26 protein-coding genes are annotated in these 23715 nt (G+C 42.0%); all 26 read left to right on the forward strand.

Features of this window, described 5'->3' with window-relative positions:
* Positions 1–95: 95 nt before the first annotated feature.
* The 26 genes from LCL89_RS02925 (at position 96) to ndk (ending at position 23679) form a co-directional block, all read left to right on the forward strand.
* Positions 96–1376, forward strand: a complete 1281-nt coding sequence (locus LCL89_RS02925; protein WP_224807597.1) for a Glu/Leu/Phe/Val family dehydrogenase — start codon at positions 96–98, stop codon at positions 1374–1376.
* Between the two features lie 104 nt (positions 1377–1480).
* Positions 1481–2452 (forward strand): YpdA family putative bacillithiol disulfide reductase, encoded by a 972-nt coding sequence (locus LCL89_RS02930; protein ID WP_224807598.1) that lies wholly within the window; start codon positions 1481–1483, stop codon positions 2450–2452.
* Between the two features lie 90 nt (positions 2453–2542).
* A complete protein-coding gene (locus LCL89_RS02935; RefSeq protein WP_224807599.1) occupies positions 2543–3502 on the forward strand; it encodes an asparaginase in 960 nt (319 codons plus the stop codon).
* Between the two features lie 243 nt (positions 3503–3745).
* A complete protein-coding gene (gene prsW / locus LCL89_RS02940; RefSeq protein ID WP_224807600.1) occupies positions 3746–4405 on the forward strand; it encodes a glutamic-type intramembrane protease PrsW in 660 nt (219 codons plus the stop codon).
* 119 nt (positions 4406–4524) lie between these two features.
* Positions 4525–5358 (forward strand): spore cortex-lytic enzyme, encoded by an 834-nt coding sequence (gene sleB, locus LCL89_RS02945; RefSeq protein WP_404813388.1) that lies wholly within the window; start codon positions 4525–4527, stop codon positions 5356–5358.
* Between the two features lie 11 nt (positions 5359–5369).
* Positions 5370–6710 carry a germination protein YpeB gene (gene ypeB / locus LCL89_RS02950; RefSeq protein WP_224807602.1) on the forward strand — a complete coding sequence of 447 codons (1341 nt, stop codon included), beginning with the start codon at positions 5370–5372 and terminating at the stop codon, positions 6708–6710.
* A 114-nt stretch (positions 6711–6824) separates the two neighbouring features.
* On the forward strand, positions 6825–7487 hold the full coding sequence (locus LCL89_RS02955) for a flagellar brake protein (protein WP_224807604.1): 663 nt from the start codon (positions 6825–6827) through the stop codon (positions 7485–7487).
* Positions 7488–7625: 138 nt separating this feature from the next.
* Positions 7626–8306, forward strand: coding sequence for a (d)CMP kinase (gene cmk / locus LCL89_RS02960; RefSeq protein ID WP_404813389.1), 681 nt, complete (start codon positions 7626–7628; stop codon positions 8304–8306).
* Positions 8307–8309: 3 nt separating this feature from the next.
* On the forward strand, positions 8310–8894 hold the full coding sequence (locus LCL89_RS02965) for a lysophospholipid acyltransferase family protein (RefSeq protein ID WP_197316204.1): 585 nt from the start codon (positions 8310–8312) through the stop codon (positions 8892–8894).
* Positions 8895–8993: 99 nt separating this feature from the next.
* Positions 8994–10136: a 30S ribosomal protein S1 gene (rpsA, locus tag LCL89_RS02970; protein ID WP_224807606.1), complete on the forward strand. Its 1143-nt coding sequence runs from the start codon at positions 8994–8996 to the stop codon at positions 10134–10136.
* Positions 10137–10153: 17 nt separating this feature from the next.
* Positions 10154–11182, forward strand: coding sequence for a type 2 isopentenyl-diphosphate Delta-isomerase (gene fni, locus LCL89_RS02975; protein WP_224807607.1), 1029 nt, complete (start codon positions 10154–10156; stop codon positions 11180–11182).
* Positions 11183–11304: 122 nt separating this feature from the next.
* On the forward strand, positions 11305–11925 hold the full coding sequence (locus tag LCL89_RS02980; protein ID WP_224807608.1) for a YphA family membrane protein: 621 nt from the start codon (positions 11305–11307) through the stop codon (positions 11923–11925).
* A complete protein-coding gene (locus LCL89_RS02985) occupies positions 11922–12809 on the forward strand; it encodes a YIEGIA family protein (protein ID WP_224807609.1) in 888 nt (295 codons plus the stop codon). The genes LCL89_RS02980 and LCL89_RS02985 overlap by 4 nt, the downstream gene beginning before the upstream one ends.
* On the forward strand, positions 12806–12991 hold the full coding sequence (locus LCL89_RS02990) for a capping complex subunit for YIEGIA (RefSeq protein WP_197316200.1): 186 nt from the start codon (positions 12806–12808) through the stop codon (positions 12989–12991). The genes LCL89_RS02985 and LCL89_RS02990 overlap by 4 nt, the downstream gene beginning before the upstream one ends.
* 210 nt (positions 12992–13201) lie before the next feature.
* Positions 13202–14512 (forward strand): ribosome biogenesis GTPase Der, encoded by a 1311-nt coding sequence (gene der / locus LCL89_RS02995; RefSeq protein ID WP_224807610.1) that lies wholly within the window; start codon positions 13202–13204, stop codon positions 14510–14512.
* Between the two features lie 25 nt (positions 14513–14537).
* Positions 14538–15578, forward strand: coding sequence for an NAD(P)H-dependent glycerol-3-phosphate dehydrogenase (locus tag LCL89_RS03000; RefSeq protein ID WP_224807611.1), 1041 nt, complete (start codon positions 14538–14540; stop codon positions 15576–15578).
* Positions 15579–15639: 61 nt separating this feature from the next.
* Positions 15640–15900 (forward strand): stage VI sporulation protein F, encoded by a 261-nt coding sequence (locus LCL89_RS03005; protein WP_197316197.1) that lies wholly within the window; start codon positions 15640–15642, stop codon positions 15898–15900.
* A gap of 760 nt (positions 15901–16660) precedes the next feature.
* Positions 16661–16858: a DUF2768 domain-containing protein gene (locus tag LCL89_RS03010; RefSeq protein ID WP_197316196.1), complete on the forward strand. Its 198-nt coding sequence runs from the start codon at positions 16661–16663 to the stop codon at positions 16856–16858.
* A gap of 18 nt (positions 16859–16876) precedes the next feature.
* Complete coding sequence (locus LCL89_RS03015) at positions 16877–17602, forward strand: YajG family lipoprotein (RefSeq protein ID WP_224807613.1); 726 nt, start codon at positions 16877–16879, stop codon at positions 17600–17602.
* Between the two features lie 418 nt (positions 17603–18020).
* Positions 18021–19499 carry a stage IV sporulation protein A gene (spoIVA, locus tag LCL89_RS03020; RefSeq protein WP_197316194.1) on the forward strand — a complete coding sequence of 493 codons (1479 nt, stop codon included), beginning with the start codon at positions 18021–18023 and terminating at the stop codon, positions 19497–19499.
* Positions 19500–19860: 361 nt separating this feature from the next.
* Positions 19861–20133 carry an HU family DNA-binding protein gene (locus LCL89_RS03025; RefSeq protein ID WP_197316193.1) on the forward strand — a complete coding sequence of 91 codons (273 nt, stop codon included), beginning with the start codon at positions 19861–19863 and terminating at the stop codon, positions 20131–20133.
* 188 nt (positions 20134–20321) lie between these two features.
* On the forward strand, positions 20322–20546 hold the full coding sequence (gene mtrB / locus LCL89_RS03030) for a trp RNA-binding attenuation protein MtrB (protein WP_197316192.1): 225 nt from the start codon (positions 20322–20324) through the stop codon (positions 20544–20546).
* A 94-nt stretch (positions 20547–20640) separates the two neighbouring features.
* A complete protein-coding gene (locus tag LCL89_RS03035) occupies positions 20641–21444 on the forward strand; it encodes a heptaprenyl diphosphate synthase component 1 (protein ID WP_224807615.1) in 804 nt (267 codons plus the stop codon).
* Between the two features lie 2 nt (positions 21445–21446).
* Positions 21447–22151: a demethylmenaquinone methyltransferase gene (gene menG, locus LCL89_RS03040; protein ID WP_224807616.1), complete on the forward strand. Its 705-nt coding sequence runs from the start codon at positions 21447–21449 to the stop codon at positions 22149–22151.
* Between the two features lie 19 nt (positions 22152–22170).
* A complete protein-coding gene (gene hepT, locus LCL89_RS03045; protein WP_224807617.1) occupies positions 22171–23142 on the forward strand; it encodes a heptaprenyl diphosphate synthase component II in 972 nt (323 codons plus the stop codon).
* A gap of 90 nt (positions 23143–23232) precedes the next feature.
* Positions 23233–23679, forward strand: coding sequence for a nucleoside-diphosphate kinase (gene ndk / locus LCL89_RS03050; RefSeq protein ID WP_224807618.1), 447 nt, complete (start codon positions 23233–23235; stop codon positions 23677–23679).
* The last annotated feature ends 36 nt before the right edge of the window (positions 23680–23715 follow it).

Here is a 23715-nt window from a genome sequence, read left to right on the forward strand (position 1 = left end):
CCTCAATAACCGCTTTCCATAAGTGGTATGAGGGTGTATACTATTGACTGAAAGACGAGCCAGAAAGCGAATGGATGGATATAGGAGGTAAATGGATGGTAGCCGATAAGCCAACAGATTCTGCAAATGAGATTAACGATAAACTTGACGTGTTGAAGTCCACGCAAACGGTGGTCAAAAAAGCGCTTGATAAATTAGGTTATCCTAATGAAGTATATGAATTAATGAAAGAACCTGTACGGATGATGACCGTTCGTATTCCGGTTCGCATGGATAATGACCAAATTAAAATATTCACCGGTTTCCGTGCCCAGCATAACGATGCTGTCGGCCCGACGAAAGGTGGCGTACGTTTCCACCCTAACGTCAGTGAAAAAGAAGTAAAAGCTCTTTCCATCTGGATGAGCCTTAAAGCCGGTATCGTAGACCTCCCATATGGTGGAGGAAAAGGCGGTATAATCTGCGATCCGCGTGAAATGTCATTCCGTGAATTGGAAGGGGTAAGTCGTGGGTATGTTCGTGCGATCAGCCAGATCGTAGGACCAACCAAAGATATTCCTGCTCCTGATGTGTTTACCAACTCTCAAATCATGGCATGGATGATGGATGAATACAGCCGTATCGATGAATTCAATAACCCGGGATTCATTACAGGGAAACCGTTGGTGTTAGGCGGGTCCCATGGTCGTGAAACCGCCACAGCCAAAGGCGTTACAATCTGCATAGAAGAAGCGGCGAAGAAAAAGGGGATAGAAGTCGAGGGCGCAAGAGTCGTCGTTCAAGGTTTCGGAAATGCAGGCAGTTTCTTAGCGAAATTCATGCATGATCGCGGAGCGAAAGTCATCGGTATATCAGATGCTTATGGCGGCTTACATGACCCGAACGGTTTAGATATTGATTACTTACTCGATCGCAGGGACAGTTTCGGTACAGTTACGAATTTATTCAAAAATACAATATCTAACGAAGAGCTGCTTGAGTTGGATTGTGATATTTTAGTCCCGGCAGCTATCGAGAACCAAATTACAGAAGATAATGCTTATAACATAAAAGCGTCTATCGTTGTAGAAGCAGCCAATGGGCCGACAACATTAGATGCGACTCGCATATTATCAGAAAGAGGGATCCTGCTTGTTCCGGACGTGTTGGCCTCTTCTGGCGGGGTCACGGTTTCTTACTTCGAGTGGGTCCAAAACAATCAGGGGTATTATTGGACAGAAGAAGAAGTGGAAGAGAAGCTTCACAAAGTGATCGTCAAAGGGTTTGACAATGTCTATAACACTGCGGAAACACGCCGGGTCGATATGAGACTTGCCGCTTATATGGTCGGTGTACGGAAAATGGCTGAAGCTTCCAGGTTCCGTGGATGGGTATAAGTTGATTTGATCCACATAATCTCCTATCATTTGTATGGTAGGAGATTTATTATGTTTATAAACAAGCTTATCAAAGCTTCTGTCCGGAAAGAGGAGTGTTGAAGGTGCAACAGGAAAAAGTCATTATTATCGGAGGCGGACCTTGCGGGATGAGTACCGCCATTGAATTAAAAAGAGAAGGCATCGATCCATTAATTATAGAAAAAGGGAACATTGTCAATTCGATTTATCATTACCCCACACACCAAACATTTTTCAGTTCCAGTGAAAAACTGGAGATAGGGAATATACCGTTTATTTCTGAGCGTCAAAAACCGGTTCGTAACGAAGCTTTAGCTTATTATCGGGCTGTGGCAGAGCGTGAATCTTTGAGAATTCATGCTTTTGAGAAAGTAGTAGGAGTAACGAAAAAAGATGGGGAGTTCGTCCTTGATACTGAAAAGAAGACAGGTGAAAAAGGGCGGTATACTGCTGGAAGTGTCGTTGTCGCGACCGGGTATTATGATCAGCCGAACTATATGGGAGTAAAAGGAGAAGAGCTGCCTAAGGTCATGCATTACTTCAAGGAAGCTCACCCATACTACAATAAAAATGTTGTTATCATAGGTGGAAAAAACTCCGCAGCCGATGCAGCTCTAGAATTAGAGAAAGCTGGTGCCAAAGTTACGGTTTTATACCGTGGAGAACAATACTCGCAAAGTATCAAGCCATGGATTCTGCCTCAATTTGAGGGTCTTGTGCGAAAAGGGATTGTTGATATGGAGTTTTGTGCACACGTGAAAGAGATTACCGATGATGAAGTCATCTATGAATGCAAGGGAGAAATTAAACGAGTTGCTAATGATTTCGTCTTTGCTATGACTGGTTACCGTCCTGATCATCAATTCTTGAAGAAAATGGGGGTTGAAATCGATCAAGAAACAGGTCGCCCTCATTTTAATGAAGATACAATGGAAACGAACGTCGAAGGAATTTATATCGCCGGTGTCATTGCGGCCGGATACAACAATAACGAAATTTTCATTGAAAATGGACGCCATCACGGCGGTAAAATTGCCAAGGATATGAAACAATAATTGAACATCCCGGGGGTTGGCTCCGGGATTTTTCTTCCTGATCCAAAGAATTGCTCCACGTATACATATGACAAGAAGGGTGGAATTTTGATGAGTAAAGTGGTTTTGTTGACGACTGGCGGAACGATAGCAAGTGTACCTAATGAAGAATCAGGTAAACTGTCTTCAGGAGCCTTGACTGGAGAGGAATTGGCTCGAATGCTGAAATTACCTACAGATATTGATGTCACGATTGAATCTGTGTTTCAAAAACCGAGTATGCATATCGCTTTTGAAGATCTGCTTTTACTTAAAGAAAAAATTGAACATTATTTCCAGGACCCTTCTATTTCGGGTGTCGTTGTCACTCACGGTACGGATTCACTTGAAGAAAGCGCATATTTTTTGGACTTAACCATTGATGCTTCCCGACCTGTGGTTATAACAGGATCTCAGCGATCACCTGGTGAAATGGGGAGCGATGCTTATATCAATCTCCGCCACGCGATTTATTCAGCATGCAGTAAGGATTTGCATGATGCAGGCGCCGTTGTAGTTTTCAACGAACGAATTTTCCCGGCTAAGTATGTTAAGAAAGAACATGCATCCAACATTCAAGGATTCAACGCATTCGGTTTTGGGTACCTGGGGATTATCGATAATGATGAAGTTCATATTTATCAAAAGCCTATCAAGCGTGAAAATTATGATGTCGTCAAAGAAATACCTAGAGTGGATATAGTTAAAACATACTCCGGTGCTGACGGTACATTCATCAAAGCGGCCAGGGAAAGCGGAGCAAAGGGAATTATTTTAGAAGGGGTTGGGCGTGGACAAGTCGCCCCTGGAATGATGCCTGAAATTATAAAAGCTATTGAGGATGGGATTACCCTTGTGGTTACGACAACTTCGGAAGAAGGGTCAGTATACACAACATATGATTACTTAGGGAGTGCCTATGACCTATATAAGCATGGGGTGATTATGGGGGATGATGATGACAGCAAAAAGGCTAGGATCAAGCTTGCAGTCATACTAGCTTCAGATTATGAAGGGGAGATTACTTACTGATCGAGTCCACATCCACCCAAAAAAGTTAAAAAACCCGCTGCTTTTAATAATGGGGTAATCATGAGTGGTAGGAAAGGTATAGATACGTGAATGAACAAATTTAATAGTAAGCATTAACACAACCTATCTAAATAAGACATCCAAATCCTTTACATGGTGTGAATTGGTATTCATTCTATCTTTCATCTCCTCTACGTGGTACGATAAATTGTAGTGGATACATTGAAAGAGGGCTGATGCACTATGGCGATATTAACTGCGGCGATTTCTCCTGCTGTTGCGATCATGACATTCATCTATTTAAGTAAGCGGATCGAATTAGAACCTCTGCCGCTTATCATCCGAATGTTTGTCATCGGAGTCATTATGGTGTTTCCATTGACATTCATTCAATATGCTTTTGAAACGGAAGGTTTATTTCAAACCCCCTTTTTGAAGTCGTTTTTTTTAGCGGGAGCTCTGGAGGAATTTTTCAAGTGGTTCTTTTTACTATTTGTTGCCTTTCGTCATGCGGACTTTGATCACCACTATGATGGTATTATATATGGAGTGGCGATCAGCCTGGGGTTTGCAACTATTGAAAATATATTTTATATCTTATCTAACGGTATTGAAATCGCTCTTCTTCGTGCCATCTTCCCTGTTTCTTCTCATGCCTTGTTCGGATTGATTATGGGCTATTACATGGGAAAAGCAAAATTTATCGATGCTTCAACAAGGTTGTCGCTCTTATTGGCCTTGATTATTCCTGTTTTTTTACATAGTTTTTATGACTATATGATAACAGCTTTGGAACATACCTGGCTTTACTATATCACTCCATTTATGATCGTTTTATGGATTATCGGATTCAGAAAGATCCGCCTCGCCAATCAACATCATGAAAATATGATGAAACTATGACCATGTTTGTCTAAACCGCCGTTACCGGCGGTTTTTTTATTAGGGGGCATGTATAAAGTTCTCAATCAGATAGAAACTAGCGGTATCAATATATTACTTGGTGCAGAGGTGATCTACTCATGATTTGGAAGAAGACGATAATCGTGTTCCTGGGTATGGCCATGTTGATTTTACCTTTCTCCGAATGGGCGACAGTCCAGCCGGTCCAAGGGTTTTCCAATCAAGTCATTCAAAAAGGTGCCGTTGGTGACGATGTCATAGAACTGCAATCCAGGCTTCAATATTTAGGTTTTTATAAGGGTAAGATTGATGGGGTGTTCGGATGGGGTACCTATTGGGCGGTCCGGAATTTCCAGTCAGAGTTTGGATTAGAGATTGATGGTCTCGTCGGGCAGAATGTAAAAGACAAACTAGTCAAGGCCAGCAAATATGATGAAGGTTATGTGAAAGAGCAAATCAGGCAAGGGAACGAATTCACGTATTATGGCGGCGTACCAAAAGAGCAGCAAACGAAACAAACGCAGCAGAAAACACAACAACAAAAAGCAGCTAAACAGCAGCCGCAGGAACAAACTGCTGTCAATGTTCCGAGTGGTTATTCCCAAAATGATATTCAATTGATGGCTAATGCTGTATACGGCGAAGCCAGGGGGGAACCGTACGTAGGTCAGGTGGCTGTAGCGGCAGTTATTTTGAACCGAGTAAGCAGCGCCTCGTTCCCGAATTCGGTTTCCGGTGTCATCTTTGAACCCAGGGCGTTTACCGCTGTCAGTGATGGACAAATTTGGCTCACACCGAATGAACAGGCTAAAGAAGCTGTGTTAGATGCGATTAACGGCTGGGATCCTTCCGGGCAGGCATTATATTATTTCAACCCGAATACTGCGACTTCCAGTTGGATTTGGTCGCGTCCACAAATTAAACAAATCGGAAAACATATCTTCTGTAAATAGGAGGTGGAAGTATGCTGAGGACTATCATCATCATTATTCTTAGCCTTACGACAGTGGGTTCAGCTGTTTGGGGTTATAAAGAAAATCAAGATAAAAACGCCGTTCTGATACAGGCCGAAAACAGTTACCAAAGAGCTTTTCACGACCTCACTTACAATATCGACTTATTGAACGATAAAATAGGCTCGACATTAGCCATGAACTCAAGAAAAAGCTTATCTCCACAGTTGGCTGAAATTTGGAAGATAACTTCTGAAGCCAATACGGATGTAGGACAGCTCCCGCTTACGCTCTTACCATTCAATAAAACTGAGGAATTTTTGTTTGATGTAGGAGATTTCGCTTATCGTACTGCGGTTCGTGACTTAGAGAAAAAGCCTTTGAGTGAAAAAGAAGTGGAAGTATTAAAGACATTGCACAAGCAATCAGGGGAGATACGTAATGAATTGCGCAAGGTTCAAAATGTAGTGTTAAAAGATAACTTGCGCTGGATGGACGTACAGCTCGCGCTTGCGACCAATGATGAGGTCGGGGATAATACCATTATAAATGGGTTCAAAACTGTAGAAAAATCCGTTGATGGGTATACACAGTCTACAATGGAAGCCGGGATGGGAAATCGCGGACCGGAAAAAAGTTTTCGATATTTAAAAGGGGACAAAGTCAGTGAGGAAGAAGTCAAAAAGATAGCCAGCAATTGGCTTGAAAAAGTAGATCCGTCTAAATTGACCATTACGAAATCCGGCAAAGGGGCCGATGTACCAACTTATACAGCCTCTTTCCAATCAGGAGAAAAGAATGGTTACATCGATTTAACGGAAAAAGGCGGACATCCATTGACATTAATGATCAGCCGTCCTCTAAAAGACGCAGAAATCAGTTTACATGAAGCGTCCAATAAAGCGGTAAAATATCTTGGTGGACTTGAAGTCGAAGGTCTAGAGCTGATTGAAAGCAACCAGTACGATAAATTGGGCGTGTTCCGTTTTGTTTACACGAAGGATGGAGTTCGTTATTACCCGGATTCTATTGTCGTGAAAGTTGCTTTGGACAATGGGGAAGTCCTGGGATTGTCAGCTCGTGAGTATTACAATTATCATAATGATCGAGGCTTGAATGATCCTGAGATTTCTGAAGAAGAAGCCAAGACTAAAGTCAACCCGCAATTGAAAATACAAGAAAATTATTTAGCTGTCATAGAAAATGACCTTAAAGAACAAGTCCTTTGTTATGAATTTTTGACGACGATGGATAATACAACCTATCGGATCTTTATCAATGCATCAAATGGAGATGAAGAGAAAATAGAAACTTTGAAAGAGGCTGAAGTCAAATTCAATAAAGATGTTTAATGATGAGACCACTAACTATTAGTGGTCTTTTTATTATGGCGATTTGTTCTTCCTTTTCGTGGTTGAACATGGGATAATTATACTCATACAAAAGGTGTAGAAGGAGCGATTCGTTTGCAGAGGATCAGCGTCGGGATGTCAATTACCCTGGAGGCATTCAATAATCAAAAAAATGAACAGGAAACATATAAATGCAAGTTAGTCGATAAAGACGATCAATGTATTTATATTGATTACCCTGTCAATCAAAACACAGGAAGAACCGGTTTCTTTTTGGAGGGTACCCAGTTCAAGGCAAGTTTCGTAGGAAAAGATAACTCCGTTTACCGGTTTGATACAGAAGTGGTAGCCAGAAAAAAGATGAAAATTCCTGTCATTCTGCTATCATTCCCGCAAGAGAATGATTTAGTTCGTATCCAGCGGAGGAAGTACGTCAGAGTAGAAGCGTCCATAGACATATCGTTAAGAAAAGCCAACCATACATATACGACTATTTCACATGACATCAGCGGTGGTGGAATAGCGCTGGCCAAACGTCCGTATGAGAATGTTTCGGTTGACGAGGAAGTCGAATTGACACTTGTGCTCCCCATGAATTCAGGTGAATATCAATATATAGAGACAAAAGGGAAAGTCGTCCGTTTGTCAGAAGTGAAACAAGGGTCATTAGAAAGGCTTTCGATTGAATTCAAGGATATGACAGAGAAAAAAAGACAATGGATCATACAATACAGTTTCGAGAAGCAGATGGAAATGCGCAAGCTCGGTATGAGCTAGTTATTTTTATGGATTTCAATGAATCGGTTATGTTATTCTGTTGAAGTAAATGGAAACAACTATACTTAATGAAAGCGCGCTTCTATAAACAAGTGCGCTTTTGCACGTAGTAAGGAATGATGGAGGATTATGAAAAAGATGAATACTATGACTATTGCTATTGACGGCCCTGCAGCTGCAGGTAAAAGTACGGTTGCAAAAAAAGTAGCTGAAAAATTATCAATCATTTATGTAGATACTGGAGCAATGTATCGTGCACTTACATGGAAGGCGATTCAAAACAGCATCAATCTGGAAGATGAACAAGCGTTGACGACACTGTTAGAAAAGACAGACCTTGAATTGGTGCAGTCTGATCATGGTCAGCGTGTGATTCTGGATGGTACAGATGTTTCAGATGATATACGGACTCATGAAGTGACCAATCAAGTGTCAATCGTTGCCAAACATAAAAGCGTACGTGAAGAGATGGTAAAGAGGCAGCAGGATTTAGTAAAAAAACAAGGCGTCGTGATGGATGGTAGAGATATAGGGACTCATGTGCTTCCTGATGCAGAGGTCAAGATATTCATGGTCGCTTCCGTTGCTGAACGTGCAGAAAGGCGTCATAAAGAAAATCTTGAAAAAGGGTATGACTCTGACCTTGAGCAGCTGAAGGAAGAGATTAGAAGACGAGATGAAATCGACTCCAACCGAGAGACAGCACCATTAGTCAAAGCAGAAGACGCCATCGAAGTGGACACCACTTCTTTGAACATTGAACAAGTGGTTTCCAAAATCATTGAAATCATTGAAGAAAAAGGATTATTGGAGGCGTAAGAAATGAACCTGTATAAATTAGGGAAGTTTATTTGTACTGTACTTCTATATCCCTTGTACCGGATCAAGGTCATCGGTAGAGAGAACATCCCGAAAGAAGGGCCTGTGCTTATTTGTTCCAACCACATCGCCAATGTCGACCCGCCTGTCGTAGGGATTACAAGCAACCGGGATATTTATTTCATGGCAAAAGAAGAATTGTTTAAAAACCCTGTACTTGGGGGTATATTGAAAAGAGTTCATGCATTTCCAATTAAACGCGGAATGCGTGATCGAAATGCGCTTCGTAAAGGCCTGGAAGTACTTGAGGGTAACAACGCTTTAGGTTTGTTCCCTGAAGGCACAAGGCAGAAGAGTGGAGAAGTTGGTCAAGGGTTAGCTGGAGCTGGTTTCTTTGCGTTACGTTCTGAAGCTTATGTCGTCCCGTGTGCAATCATAGGGCCGTATCGAACATTCAAGCCCTTAAAAGTGGTATATGGGAAGCCCATTGATATGACGGAATATCGACAAGAGAAAGCCTCTGCGAAGGTCGTAACCGATCGAATTATGGAAGAAATCAGACAATTGCATAAAATTCATAGTGAATAGGGCGTAATCACTTGACAAAATCGTCTAAATATTAGAAGTTAGACAAAAGGGCATTTCTGTATTTAAGGTTGTGTCGGAAATTGAAGGAGGTAGCTTGGTATGGATGAAATGAATCAAGAAGTATCTGGAATGCAAGAATTCTCTGCAGGGGACATCGTGACGGGTAAAGTCGTCAAAATCGAAGAAAAACAGGTCCTTGTAGATGTTGGATATAAAGTTGAGGGGATTGTGCCCATTAGTGAATTATCCAGCCTTCATGTAGAAAAAGCTTCTGATGCAGTAAGTGAAGGTGACGAACTGACTCTACAAGTGAAAAAAGTGGAAGATGATGAAATCGTATTATCCAAACGTGCTGTCGATGCTGACAAAGCATGGGAAGACTTAGAAGCTAAGTATGAGAGTGGAGAAATTTTCGAAGCTGAAGTCAAGGATGTCGTAAAAGGCGGTCTTGTCGTTGATATCGGCTTAAGAGGATTCATTCCTGCTTCTCTTGTTGAAACCTACTACGTAGAAGATTTTGAGGATTATAAAGGTAAAACATTGACCTTGAAAGTCGTGGAATTGGATCGTGAACAGAATCGCGTCATCCTATCTCATCGTGCAGTAGTTGAGGAAGAAGAATCTGCGAAGAAACATGAAGTGCTTCAGTCTCTTGAAGAAGGACAAGTTGTGGAAGGGACGGTTCAAAGACTCACTGATTTTGGTGCTTTCGTAAATCTAGGAGGTATTGACGGACTCGTACATATCTCTCAGCTATCTCATCAGCATGTCGAGAAGGCCTCTGATGTAGTAGAAGAGGGTCAGCGAGTAGAAGTCAAAGTTCTTTCTGTAGACCGTGACAATGAAAGGATTTCCCTTTCCCTGAAGGCAACTCAACCTGGTCCTTGGCATGACATCCAAAATAAAGTTTCACAAGGCGAAGTTTTAAATGGAACTGTTAAACGCCTGGTAAGCTTCGGTGCATTTGTCGAAGTATTCCCGGGAGTAGAAGGTCTTGTGCATATATCTCAAATTTCCAACCGTCATATCGGAACACCTGATGAAGTCCTTGATGAAGGTCAACAGGTGGAAGTGAAAGTCCTTGATGTAGATGAAAACGCAAAACGTCTTTCTTTAAGCATGAAGGAATTGGAGCGGGACGAAGCTCGCGAAGAAATCCAACAGTATGAAAAAGAAGAGGACAACTCCGGCTTTTCTCTAAGTGACATGATTGGTGACAAACTGGACAAGTATAAAAAATAAAAGAGTTGGTGAAGGGTATGTCAAGGTCTGAAAGAAAGATCGATCATATCCGCCATGCCTTAGGTCATGACCGCGATTTCCACAATCATTTTGATGATATGGATATCGTTCATCAAAGTTTAGCTCAGCTTGACTTTGATCAACTCAGCATAGATGCACAAGTAGGGGAACTTAATTTAAGTTCCCCTCTTTTTGTTAATGCGATGACTGGAGGCGGCGGAGAGAAAACGGAAGAAATCAATAGAAAAATCGCTGAAGTGGCCAGCAGGACTGGAATTGGTATGGCTGTAGGGTCTCAAATGTCAGCACTTAAAAATCCCGAAGAACGTACTACATACGAGGTGGTTCGCCGGGTGAATCCGGAAGGTGTCGTTTTTGCTAATATAGGTAGTGAGGGAACCATTGAACAGGCGGAAGAAGCGGTGGAAATGCTTCAAGCCGATGCATTGCAGATTCATATCAATACACTACAGGAGATGATTATGCCTGAAGGGGATAGGGATTTCACTCAACGATTGGAGAAAATCGAACGTATCCTTAATGGTATATCCGTTCCTGTGATCATTAAAGAGGTAGGGTATGGAATGTCCAGGGAGACTGTCAAAACATTAAAGTCTCTTGGTGTAAACTATATCGATGTAGGGGGGAGAGGGGGAACGAACTTCTCAAAAGTTGAAAACATGCGAAGGAAAAAGCAGCTGGCTTCGTACAACAACTGGGGAATTCCCACTCCGGTATCGGTTTTGGAAGCCAGGGAAAACCACCCTGATATCCATATAATAGGTTCGGGCGGTATCCGTAATGGGCTGGATGGCGTCAAAGCCATGGTGCTTGGAGCACAGGCCTTTGGAATGGCAGGAGCTTTGCTTAGAGTCCTTTTGGATGAAGGAGAGCAGGCTTTAGAGGATGAGATTCTCCATATCCATCACGAAGTGAAAGTTGCGATGATGCTGTTAAATATTACTGATGTAAATCAATTCAAAGATCAACCGTATGTTTTGTATGGGAAAACAAAGGAATGGGTGGATCAGCGATTGAGTCGCTAGCTTATGACTATAGTCATAAGCTTTTTTATTTGAGATGTTTAAAGAAGGTTTTTTACCCCCATAATAAAGAAGAACTATATTTTTGAATGAATTATGGTTGTAATCGAAATAAATCGGTTTGAATGGCTTTACATATGGGGGGCGATGGAGTCATGGAAGCGGAATTTTATTGGTACAGCTGGGTGATTGTCATTATCCTCTTCTTCTTTACACAAAAAGCTTCAATAAGGAATCCGCTCCTCCTTTTGTGCAGTCTTTTGATGATTACATACAATATTACTCCGTATTTTTCTGAACATTTCATGTATATTCATACCTTTACGATAGCTATTTTTGGTATTTACTATTGGATAAGGAATAAAAAGCGATTTCTCTTACATGTATGGCCATTTGTCCTCAGTATAGGTTATACATCTATTCAATTGTTTTTTCTGGTCAATCCAGTATGGTTGGAGTTTCCGGGGTTATCTTTGTTGGTTTTCCTGCTTCTGTATATTTTTCACAAGTTTTCAGATAGCGTGGAAAGTTTGATAGGAATGTGGTTCTTAGTGAATGCTTGTGGAACTTTATGGTCATACTCAGTCTTCTCGCTTTTTTCTTTAGAAGGGTTGATTGAAATGAACGTTATTCTGTTATTTGTCATACAAGGATTGTTGTGGATTCTGATCCTCAACGGGGTGGACCATTTGAAAGCAAAGGTACAAAAACAAAAGTCGAGGAAGAAAGGGGCTGCTTGGGTGTGAATGAATATACGTACCCGATCATATTCGGAATTATTGTAGGAACCGCAGTGCGCGTTTTTATGCTGAGAAGCGATTATCGTCAATACCCTACGTATTTACATGGTAAAATCATTCACCTCTCCCTCGGCTTTATTGCAGCTGGATTAGGGACAATCGCTATTCCTTCCATAATGGAGAAAGAATTCACAGCAGTTACCTTTTTGACATTGGCTGCTTCCCAATTTCGAGAGGTAAGAAATATGGAGCGGAATACGTTGACAGAAATGGACGCTTACGAACTTGTTCCGAGGGGAAATACTTATATTGAAGGCATCGCAGTGGCTTTTGAAAGCAGGAATTACCTTGTCATATTTACATCATTCACTGTAACCCTCTGTTACTTGGCTTTCAATATTTGGGTGGCAGTGATAGCCACCGTGTTCTGTTTTATACTTTCCCACTTCCTGATGAGTGGTTCGACTTTAGCGGATATCGTTGAAGTAGAACAATCTGAACTTTCGTTCGATGGGGCTGGACTATATGTCGATAACATTTATATCATGAACATCGGACTGCCTGAACGACAGGAAGAAATTCTTAAGTACGGGATGGGGTTTGTACTGACTCCGAAATCTTTCAGTGTCCGGTCTACAATTGCGAACTTGGGACAAAGACAGGCCATTCTGCACGACGTTTCGGTCACATTAGGAGTATTTCGTGATTCTGGAACCCCCGCCCTTGTTCCATTGATTAAAAGAGATTTGAATGATGGACGAATCGGTGTTTTTATTCTCCCACAAGAGAAGGATCCTGTCAGGGCAAAAGAGATCATATCCGCGGTTCCCGTGCTTGAAAATGCTATTCAAATGCCGACCAAGAGGAAAGGGCGGGGGGCAAAAAGATGAAGATGGAAAAAGCGATTCTCGCTACAATAACGACCCAATCCAATAAAGTTTCTGGAGGTACGGCTGTTTTTCATTGTGAAACGAAAGAAGAGATGGAAGCAGTGGCTGCAAACCTTGAAGCCATATTGGATGGGATTGCCCACGCGCTGAATGAGCAATTGTATATCATCGTCAAACATTGATACAAAAGAATTTCAATTGAGTATTCTTCTTATTTTTGCTAAAATAATAAAGTTAATGGCTATCTGCTGTTCTGTGGGATTGAAGGCTGTTCAACAGCATGACCATAGACGGCAGTATTTTTTTCGTCAAAAGGGGAGAACCCCTTTGACGTTTCCTTACTGAAAATACGTGAAATAATGAAATTAGAATGGGGAAAGGATGATCCTTTCATGAGAAAATCAGTAGTTGCTATTGTAGGGCGGCCGAATGTCGGTAAATCGACGATCTTCAACCGCCTTGTAGGAGAAAGAATTTCAATTGTAGAAGATACTCCAGGAGTGACAAGAGACCGTATATATGCTGAAGCAGAATGGCTGACCACTCGTTTCAATGTCATTGATACCGGTGGAATAGAGCTTGGAGATGAACCTCTTCTCGTTCAAATGAGAGAACAGGCAAACGTGGCAATCGATGAAGCTGACGTTATCATCTTCATGGTCAATGGACGAGATGGAATTACAGGTGCAGACGAAGAAGTAGCTAAAATTCTCTATAAATCCAACAAACCTGTTGTACTAGCAGTCAACAAAGTGGATAACCCGGAGATGAGAGAAAACATTTATGAATTTTACAGCTTGGGATTCGGTGAACCTTTCCCGATTTCCGGAACACATGGGCTCGGACTTGGTGACCTGCTGGATGAAGCGGTTAAACACTTTCCAGAGAAAGTACAGGAAGAAATTGATGACGAGACGATCCGTTTCAGCTTGATCGGACGCCCTAATGTAGGTAAATCATCCCTTGTTAACAGTCTCCTCGGTCAGGAGCGTGTCATTGTTAGTAATGTCGCAGGAACGACACGGGATGCCATTGACACACCATTTACTAAAGATGGCCGGGATTTCGTCATCATAGATACTGCGGGGATGCGTAAACGTGGAAAGGTTTATGAAAATACAGAACGATACAGTATCATGCGTGCTCTAAAAGCGATTGAACGTTCAGACGTCGTATTGACTCTGATTGATGCTGAGACGGGTATACAAGAGCAAGATAAAAAAATTGCCGGTTATGCTCATGAAGCAGGAAAAGCTGTCATTATCGTAGTAAATAAATGGGATACGATGGACATCAAAGAGAATACGATGAAAGAATTCGAGGATAAAGTCCGTTCTAACTTCCGATTCTTAGACTATGCGCCGATCGTGTACCTGTCTGCCAAAACTAAAAAGAGAACACATACTTTGATCCCAAGAGTGGTGGAAGCAAGTGAAAATCATGCCAAACGCGTTCAAACGAACATTTTGAACGAAGTGATCATGGATGCTCTGGCTATGAACCCTGCGCCATCGATCAAAGGACAGCCATTGAAAATATTCTATGCAGCTCAAGTTTCCGTCAAGCCGCCAACGTTCGTGGTTTTCGTGAACGAACCTGAGTTGATGCATTTCACCTATGAACGTTTCTTAGAGAATCGTATTCGTGAAGCCTTCGGATTTGAAGGTACACCGATTAAAATTTACGCACGTAAACGTAAGTGATTTCGAGAGAAAGGGAGTAGGTATCATGGAAAAAGTAGCTGTACTGGGAGCTGGGAGCTGGGGGACGGCTCTAGCCATGGTTCTCGCTGACAATGGACATGAAGTGAGATTATGGTCACATCGACAGGAACATGCTGACGAGATTAATGCCACCCATAAGAATGAAAAGTATTTGAAAGGGGTGCAAATCCCTGAAAGTATCCACGCAAGCAACGATTTGAGCAGTGTTGTCAAAGGTGTCAAACACATTATTTTGGTCGTGCCGACAAAAGCGATGCGGGAAGTCTGCAAGGATCTTGTAAATGTGATGGATCAGGAAGTGATTCTTACTCACGCATCGAAAGGGATTGAACCTGAAACCTATAAGCGTGTTTCGGAAGTCATTAAAGAAGAGATTCCGGATAAGTTTTATGAAGATGTCGTAGTTTTGTCAGGGCCAAGCCATGCAGAGGAAGTCAGTTTACGTCAGCCGACGACTGTAACTGTCTCTGCTGCTGATATTAAAGTAGCAGAAAAAGTCCAGGATTTATTCATAAACCGTAATTTTCGAGTATACACCTCCCCGGATCTGACAGGTGTGGAGCTTGGCGGAGCCTTAAAGAATATTATTGCTTTGGGGGCAGGGATCTCGGATGGCTTAGGCTACGGGGATAATGCAAAAGCTGCTTTAATCACCAGAGGTTTAGCTGAAATCGCCCGTCTAGGGACAGCGATGGGGGCGAACCCGCTCACCTTTTCAGGGTTGACTGGAATTGGTGATTTGATTGTGACATGTACGAGCTCTCACAGCCGTAATTGGAGAGCAGGGAACAAGCTTGGCCAAGGAAATGATCTCGAAGAAGTCTTAGAGCAGATGGGGATGGTTGTAGAGGGTGTGCGGACCACTAAAGCCGCTTATCAACTTTCCAAAAATCAAAACGTAGAAATGCCGATCACTTCAGGCATATATCAAATCCTCTTTGAAGGTGCAGATCCTCGCGATGTAGTCGATCAATTGATGACAAGGATCCGTCGCCACGAAATGGAGGATCTGACAAATATTTTAGATGAACAAATGAATGACTGACAAATGACTTCCTCAGTGCATATACTATCCAGAACCTATTGCACGAGGAGGTCAACTGTACATGAGTGATTTTCAAAAGAACATTTTTGATCATTTGAAGAAAAAGGCGGACATTGATCCGGAGGATGTGTTCAATGTCGCGAACTCTGTGCAAAATGCAGATTTCAGTGATGAAAAGACGGTGCGTCGATTAGTTCGTCAACTAGCCAAGGTTGCAAACAAACCAGTTTCAAAGAAGAAGGAAGATAAGATCGTAGAAGCGATCACAAAACAGAATATGCCACTTGATATGAACACTTTAAGCAAGTTTCTTAAAGGCTGACGCAAAGTTGGGCACCTGATGAGGCGGCCATTCATACAATTGCATACAATAACTCGCAGTAATCATTATATATGAGCTGTGCGGGGATTATTTAGTCAACCGGAGCAATACGTTTGCTCCGGCATTTTCTTGTGTTTGACAGCGTGTCTTTATTCTTTGGCTCTGTTAAAATCTGTTGTTGATAGTGTCCGGTCCGTTATTTACTGAGTGCATGGGATGGCAGGGAAAACAGTCCGCTTTCCGCGGGGAACGCTTTAGCCTCCTTGAACTTCGTTCTCCGGGGTCTCACCTTGTTCCTTTTTCCCGCAGGAGTCTACCTGTTTTCCCTGCAATCCCTTTCGTAGTTGGTGTAACGTACTTGGGTTATGGCCTTTCTGACCCTTCTACTTTGAAGAGGCGGCCTTTTAGAATGGCGAGACTCCAGTGGGATAAAGGTACATCGTGAGACCCCGGAAGGCGCAGCCTTAGGAGGCTCGCGGTACCCCACGGAAAGGGAGTCATTCTAAAAGGCCGCCTCATACAAAACCCAGGGAGGAAAGCTCACATGTGAAATAACACCACCAAGCAATAACAGAACAGAGTGTTTTTAAAGTTACTTAATGGATGTGAAAGGTGAAGCCTGGGTCCTTCTTTCTCCTGTCTACCTATAAAAATCTAAAAGGGTGTGAGTAGGGCACCCGTATGGAACTTTACCGGTGCGTTCAGGTTTGAACATGTGGTATAATACCAGAAGCAAATTGTGTATAAGAGGAGGAAAATCATGTCTGAATCAATGCTCAAGATGTACATATCGTTCGCTGGAATCATTTTATTATTCCTGTCGATCGGGCTCATCTTGTTAAGCAGACATAAATTGAATGGCATCCTCGCCGGGGTCGTTGCTTTCATCGCGTGGGTATGCATGATCATCGGTGGATTGATCATTTTTTATATCGTTTTTAGTGGACCGACAGCTTAAGAAAAGGAGGGTTTCAACATGAAGTGGCTGAAATTACTGACCATGCCTTTACTTGCCATTGTGTTAACAGGCTGTCTGTACCCAAGCAATCAGCTTCAAAAAAACCAAGTACCTAATCAGGTACAATTAGATACGATACAAAATGCGGTCGATACTTATAAAGAAAATACAGATGGGTTGCTGCCGATCAAGACGAAACCTCAGGATACACCGGTATTCCAAAAATATTTGCTGGATTTCAGTAAATTGAAGCAGCAAAATCTAATCGGTGAACTCCCTGGTACTTCTTTTGAAAACGGGGGGCATTATCAATACGTAATCATCCATCCTGAAGAAGATCCGACTGTGAAAGTGTTGGATTTAAGAACGACGGAATCCGTACGCTCTCTCCAGGTTAAAATAAAGTTTTACCAGGATAACAATCGATATCCTCCATTAGGCGAACCGATCGCCCGTGGATTTTATAAGCTCGATTATGAAAAGTTGGGAATGGACGAGCCTCCAATGGTTGACAGCCCATATTCTCAGCATAAGCTGCCCGTATATTTGGATGCTCAAGGGAATGTAAAGATTGATTACCGTAAAGACTTATACAATTATCTCCAAAACAAAGAACACTCGTATCAACCTGGAGAGGATATCCGTTACCTGCTGACCGACCATGCTCCGTTCGTGCCTGGATATTCCGATCCTTACACTGTCAAAGATGGAGAACCTATATTCATGAGTGACTATGAATCATGATTATTCCGCTTTCTTTATAGAAAGCGGTTTTTTTTATTGTTCCTGACATTCCTTTCTTTGACTTCACTTCAACCTTTTTTTGAATTAGGATGCCTGCCCCACCTCCAGCTGCGACCTGCAATTCAATTATTAAATCCATGCACTTGGTTTGTTATGTAAAACCAATAACAGACATAAACTAGGCCATAATAAAAGATGAAGATGAAAAGGAGCTGAAATATAACAATACTCTATAAAAATTTGTTTTTAGAATGGAATAGAAGATAGTTTCATAAACTGAGATATGAGCATTCATCCTTGCCGTCCTACTCCTCATATGAAAGAGATTAAATTCTTGCATATTTATCTAGGACAACATCATAGAATTAGATTGTCTAGGCTTGTATGTTGTTGAAATTCAATTTTGGGAGGGGATCCTTTGGAGAAGGTGGATATCTTCAGTGATATCTCCAAAAGGACAAATGGAGATATTTATTTAGGTGTCGTAGGGGCAGTTCGTACAGGGAAATCTACATTCATAAAGAAATTTATGGAGTTAGTTGTCCTGCCTAATATGGAGGAGGAATCCGATCGTGAACGTGCGTTGGATGAACTCCCTCAGAGTGCTGCAGGTAAAACGATTATGACGACAGAACCGAAATTCGTACCAAATCAAGCGGCAAAAATCAATATCGACGACCACTTGGATATCCGGGTACGAATGGTCGACTGTGTTGGGTACGCGGTGAATGGTGCTGTTGGTTACGAGGATGAGCACGGGCCTAGAATGATTCATACACCTTGGTATGAAGAAGCGATACCGTTTCATGAAGCGGCCGAAATTGGAACACAAAAAGTGATCCAGGAGCATTCAACAATCGGAATCGTTGTAACGACCGATGGGACCATTGGTGAAATATCCAGACACGATTATGTTGAAGCAGAAGAAAAAGTCGTCGAAGAGTTAAGAGAGGTCGGAAAGCCTTTCATCATGATTGTCAACTCCGCTCAGCCCCACGCGTCAAGTACAGAGCAGTTAAGGGCTGAACTTCAGGAGAAGTATGATATTCCTGTCCTTGCTTTATCAGTAGAAAGCATGCGCGAGCAGGACGTTCAGAATGTTTTAAGAGAAGCATTGTTTGAGTTCCCAGTCCTCGAAGTCAATGTCAATCTACCGAGCTGGGTCATGGTGCTGGATTCCCGTCATTGGCTGAGGAACAATCTTCAAACTGCCATTGAGGAAACAGTCAAGGATATAAAAAGGCTTCGTGACGTTGATTCAGTCATAGGAAATTTTGATGAATATGAATATATTACCGGTGCTCATATATCCGGGATGGATTTAGGGGAAGGCATCGCCGAAATTGATCTGCAAGCACCTGAGCATTTATACGATCATGTATTAAAAGAAATTGTAGGAGAAGAAATCCGCGGCAAAGATCACCTGCTTGAAATCATGCAGGATTTCGCTCATGCCAAGAGAGAATACGACCAAGTGGCTGATGCGCTGCAAATGGTCAAACAGACTGGATATGGGATTGCAGCTCCAACCCTTGAGGATATGACCCTTGATGAACCTGAAATTATCAGACAGGGCTCACGGTTCGGTGTCCGTTTGAAAGCTGTCGCTCCTTCAATCCATATGGTGAAGGTAGATGTCCAATCGGAGTTTTCTCCAATCATCGGTACTGAGAAGCAAAGTGAGGAACTGGTGAGGTACTTGATGCAGGATTTCGAAGAAGATCCACTGTCCATCTGGAATTCAGACATATTCGGACGCTCACTGAGCTCCATTGTCAGAGAAGGGATTTCAGCCAAGCTTGCGTTAATGCCGGAAAATGCTCGATACAAACTACAGGAAACGTTGGAGCGAATCATCAATGAAGGCTCCGGCGGCATGATAGCAATCATATTATAACGGCTCCGAGAGGGCCGTTTTAATTTTTTTATAAAAAATTTCTCCCGGAAAAGAGGGTTTTATTATAATCATGTCGTATTTACCGTTATAAGGGATTGAAAAGTGCTGTGAATCCCATCATATCAAGGGTTGGAGCAACTTGAACGTTCTTCAGGTTTATGGTACGCTACTCTTGAAATGAAGCGGAATTCAGTCGCAGAAATCGCGTTGTAATGCGATTTCTAAAGGTTTCTCTATTGAATTTCGTAGAAAACTCGTTTAATATAAGGCTTGTCATCAAATGATGACTGTCCATAACACATTTAAAGTGGTAACCAATCCACTTGAATGAGATGAACCCTCTTGGGAGGAGGTGAATGTCATGAACAAAACAGATCTAATCAACTCAGTATCTGAAAAAGCGGATCTTTCTAAGAAAGATGCTACACAAGCTGTAGATTCCGTATTCGAATCTATCATGGATTCACTAAAAGATGGTGAGAAAGTACAACTTATCGGTTTTGGTAACTTTGAAGTTCGTGAGCGTGCGGCTCGTAAAGGTCGTAACCCACAAACTGGTGAAGAGATTGAAATCTCTGCAAGTAAAGTACCAGCTTTCAAACCAGGTAAAGCCCTTAAAGATGCGGTTAAATAATTAACTACATAGGGCTGGAAAAGGGTGCAGTCTGCACCCTTTTTCTTTTTTGCCTCAAACTTGAAATCTCTCTGTTCAAAGATGGCTTTACAATAAATTTTTTTGGATAAACTATAATAAACGTCAATTTTTTGACATGGCTGAACTTGTAAGAGATAGTATTAGTACAAGAGAGGAGCGGATACTTAATGGCTAAAGACAACAATGACTTTTTTGTGATCAAAGCGATGGAAGATGGAGTGAATGTCATCGGTTTGACCAGAGGGACAGACACAAGGTTTCACCATTCTGAAAAACTTGACCGAGGTGAAGTGATGATCGCGCAATTCACGGAACATACTTCTGCTGTGAAAGTACGGGGGAAAGCGGTCATCCAGACGAGCCACGGTGAAATGACCAATGAAGCAGAGTAAAAGCAGGCGCTGTACTCTGCACATACATAAAAGCGTCGAATTGTGATATATGCTATAATAAACGTGGTTTTAATAGCGTTCAAGAAGGGGCCAGGTGATCAAGTTGCACTCATCAAACACTTATATTAAAGACTTAAAACAGAAGATAGCTGAGAAAGTTCGCCATCCTTTTTTGGCAGAATTCATACCTGAGCCGGACATTGACGAAGATAAGTTGGTGATCCTGTCCTCTATAATGGACCACACGAAGTTGAGCTCCGTCAAAAAAGAACAATATGTCATCACTACGATGCTGGTTCAAATCGCGCTCGATACCCATGATTTGGTGACTCTTACCGAAGATGATGATGATCGGGATACTGTCAGGCAGCGTCAATTGACTGTACTGGCTGGAGACTATTATAGTGGCTTGTATTATTATCTGCTTTCTCAACTTGATGATATTCCAATGATCCATACGCTGGCCGGCGCTATTAAAGAAATTAACGAATTGAAGATGGAGTTATATTATAAGGATGTGGAATCGTTCCAGGAATTTTTGAGCGGTGTGAAAAAAATCGAATCTTTATTGATTCAAAGGGTTGCTTCATATGTTCAAAAGACGACGATCAATGATATGGCTGGAGAGTGGCTTCTTGCAAAGAAACTCTTACAGGAAAAACGCAGCTACATGGAAGGGAACTTCTCCCCTTTGATCAATGTACTGATCAACCGGCCTAATATTTCAGGAAACAGCGGACAAGTCCTCCTGAACATTGAACAAATACTGCAAAACCATATCCATAGACTTGAAACGACTGTGTCTCAGCTGCCGATTCACTTCAATTGGCTCAAGTCTTATGTCCATTCAGCGATCCATCAACAATTCAACCAGAGACAGATTGCGGAAGAAGGGTAAATATGCATCCACAAACGAAAGAAGAACGTGTCCATCACGTATTTGAAAAAATATACAATCGATACGATCGCATGAACTCTATCATTTCATTCCAGCAACATAGAATTTGGCGTAAGGATGTCATGAAGCGGATGAACGTGAAAAGAGGAGACCATACATTAGATGTGTGCTGCGGTACAGGGGATTGGACGATGACGCTCGCAGAAGCCGTCGGCAGGAAGGGTAAAGTCATCGGTCTCGATTTCAGTGAAAATATGTTATCCGTCGGTATTAAAAAGAAGCTTGCAAACCGTATCAGTCAAGTTGAATTCCAACATGGAAATGCCATGGAGCTTCCGTTTGAAGACAATCAATTCGATTTTGTGACCATCGGCTTCGGCTTGAGAAACGTGCCTGACTACAAACAGGTCTTAAAAGAAATGCACAGAGTAGTTAAGCCTGGTGGAAAGGTTGTATGTCTTGAAACGTCCCAGCCAACCAACCCCCTATTCAAGACGGTATACTATTTTTATTTCAAGAATATCATGCCTTTGTTCGGAAAAATGTTCGCCAAGAGCTATCAGGAATATAGCTGGTTACATGAATCTGCCAAAGACTTTCCTGGTAAAGCAGAATTGAAGCAGATGTTTCAGGAAGCGGGGCTGCAAAATGTTGAAGTAAAGTCTTACACAGGCGGCGTAGCAGCTATGCATATGGGTGAAAAGTGATAGTTAGGAATGAAATATTATGAAATTAGCTATGATTTATTCTTTTTTAAAACAAGATTTATCTGTGATTGAAAAAGCCGTCAATGAAACGATCCAATCAGATAATCCTGTATTGAGAGAGGCTTCCAGTCAATTATTACAGGCAGGCGGAAAACGGATCCGCCCTGTTTTTGTTTTACTTGCAGGTAAATTCGGGGACTATGACATTGAGAGAATGAAGGCAGTCGCCGTTTCACTGGAACTCATACATACAGCTTCACTTGTACATGATGATGTCATAGATGAAGCGGAGGTCAGGCGTGGAGAACCGACCATTAAATCCCGGTGGGACAACCGTATAGCCATGTACACGGGGGACTATATTTTTGCTCGTTCCTTGGAAAACCTTTCTGCTTTGGATGATCCTCGTGCACACCAAATTTTAGCTAAGACGATGGTGGAACTGTGCCTTGGTGAAATCAAACAGATTGAAGACAAATATGATACCAATCAAAATGTTCGTACTTATTTGCGAAGGATAAAGCGGAAAACAGCTCTTCTTATAGCCGCCAGCTGCCGAATGGGAGCAATTGCTTCAAAAGTGAATGAAGAAGAGGAGAAAGCTTTGTTCCAATATGGATACTATGTGGGTATGTCCTATCAAATCATCGATGATGTCCTCGATTTTACAGCTTCAGAAGAAGAGCTGGGCAAGCCTGCAGGCAGTGACCTCTTACAAGGGAATATCACTCTTCCTGTTCTTTATTCTCTGGAGGATGAAGAATTCAAGCAAGAGCTTGACCACCTGTATTTAAGAAAAGAAGACCTGACTACTGAGGATATTGCTCCTGTCATCAAGAAGATCAAAACAAACGGCTCCATTGAACGTTCATTGAAAATCAGTGATCGTTATTTGGCGAAGGCGTATGAATCCTTATCCAAACTCCCGGCCAACCGTGCGAAGCAGACGCTGAAGGGAATTGCCAAGTATATTGGAAAAAGAAGGACATAATTGTATTGCCATCATCTATTGTTTTTGTTAGACTTTTTATGGCACTTGTTAAAAGCGCTTTCACACAATACATAAGATGAGGTGTATGACATGGAAAAGACTTTTTTGATGGTTAAACCTGATGGTGTACAACGTAATTTGATCGGAGACATCACGTCTCGTTTTGAAAAGAAAGGTTTCCAGCTGGTTGGAGCTAAATTGATGCAGATCCCTACATCTCTGGCTGAAGAGCATTATGGTGAGCACAAGGAAAAGCCATTCTTTGGTGAGTTGGTTGAATTTATCACTTCCGGACCTGTTTTCGCAATGGTATGGGAAGGTGAAGATGTCATCGCAACCGCTAGAAATATGATGGGGGCTACGAAACCAGCAGAAGCTGCTCCTGGCACGATTCGCGGAGACTATGGTGTAATCGTGGGTAAAAACATCATTCACGGGTCGGATTCACCTGAAAGTGCTGAAAGAGAAATCGGACTTTTCTTCAATTCTGAAGAGTTGGTCGATTATCAAAAGAACGATTTGAACTGGATCTATTAAGGTCTAAGAAAACCGCCTGTGCAGGGCGGTTTTTTT

This window comes from Halobacillus yeomjeoni, from assembly GCF_020171525.1.
In the GTDB taxonomy this organism is placed as follows: domain Bacteria; phylum Bacillota; class Bacilli; order Bacillales; family Halobacillaceae; genus Halobacillus; species Halobacillus yeomjeoni.

What these genes read in the sequence shown, in the direction of transcription:
- LCL89_RS02925 (WP_224807597.1), top strand. Translation starts at nt 96, where the DNA reads ATGGTAGCCGATAAGCCAACAGATTCTGCAAATGAGATTAACGATAAA.
- LCL89_RS02935 (WP_224807599.1), top strand. Translation starts at nt 2,543, where the DNA reads ATGAGTAAAGTGGTTTTGTTGACGACTGGCGGAACGATAGCAAGTGTA.
- prsW (WP_224807600.1), top strand. Translation starts at nt 3,746, where the DNA reads ATGGCGATATTAACTGCGGCGATTTCTCCTGCTGTTGCGATCATGACA.
- sleB (WP_404813388.1), top strand. Translation starts at nt 4,525, where the DNA reads ATGATTTGGAAGAAGACGATAATCGTGTTCCTGGGTATGGCCATGTTG.
- ypeB (WP_224807602.1), top strand. Translation starts at nt 5,370, where the DNA reads ATGCTGAGGACTATCATCATCATTATTCTTAGCCTTACGACAGTGGGT.
- cmk (WP_404813389.1), top strand. Translation starts at nt 7,626, where the DNA reads ATGAATACTATGACTATTGCTATTGACGGCCCTGCAGCTGCAGGTAAA.
- LCL89_RS02965 (WP_197316204.1), top strand. Translation starts at nt 8,310, where the DNA reads ATGAACCTGTATAAATTAGGGAAGTTTATTTGTACTGTACTTCTATAT.
- rpsA (WP_224807606.1), top strand. Translation starts at nt 8,994, where the DNA reads ATGGATGAAATGAATCAAGAAGTATCTGGAATGCAAGAATTCTCTGCA.
- fni (WP_224807607.1), top strand. Translation starts at nt 10,154, where the DNA reads ATGTCAAGGTCTGAAAGAAAGATCGATCATATCCGCCATGCCTTAGGT.
- LCL89_RS02980 (WP_224807608.1), top strand. Translation starts at nt 11,305, where the DNA reads ATGGCTTTACATATGGGGGGCGATGGAGTCATGGAAGCGGAATTTTAT.
- LCL89_RS02990 (WP_197316200.1), top strand. Translation starts at nt 12,806, where the DNA reads ATGAAGATGGAAAAAGCGATTCTCGCTACAATAACGACCCAATCCAAT.
- der (WP_224807610.1), top strand. Translation starts at nt 13,202, where the DNA reads ATGAGAAAATCAGTAGTTGCTATTGTAGGGCGGCCGAATGTCGGTAAA.
- LCL89_RS03000 (WP_224807611.1), top strand. Translation starts at nt 14,538, where the DNA reads ATGGAAAAAGTAGCTGTACTGGGAGCTGGGAGCTGGGGGACGGCTCTA.
- LCL89_RS03005 (WP_197316197.1), top strand. Translation starts at nt 15,640, where the DNA reads ATGAGTGATTTTCAAAAGAACATTTTTGATCATTTGAAGAAAAAGGCG.
- LCL89_RS03010 (WP_197316196.1), top strand. Translation starts at nt 16,661, where the DNA reads ATGTCTGAATCAATGCTCAAGATGTACATATCGTTCGCTGGAATCATT.
- LCL89_RS03015 (WP_224807613.1), top strand. Translation starts at nt 16,877, where the DNA reads ATGAAGTGGCTGAAATTACTGACCATGCCTTTACTTGCCATTGTGTTA.
- LCL89_RS03025 (WP_197316193.1), top strand. Translation starts at nt 19,861, where the DNA reads ATGAACAAAACAGATCTAATCAACTCAGTATCTGAAAAAGCGGATCTT.
- mtrB (WP_197316192.1), top strand. Translation starts at nt 20,322, where the DNA reads ATGGCTAAAGACAACAATGACTTTTTTGTGATCAAAGCGATGGAAGAT.
- menG (WP_224807616.1), top strand. Translation starts at nt 21,447, where the DNA reads ATGCATCCACAAACGAAAGAAGAACGTGTCCATCACGTATTTGAAAAA.
- hepT (WP_224807617.1), top strand. Translation starts at nt 22,171, where the DNA reads ATGAAATTAGCTATGATTTATTCTTTTTTAAAACAAGATTTATCTGTG.
- ndk (WP_224807618.1), top strand. Translation starts at nt 23,233, where the DNA reads ATGGAAAAGACTTTTTTGATGGTTAAACCTGATGGTGTACAACGTAAT.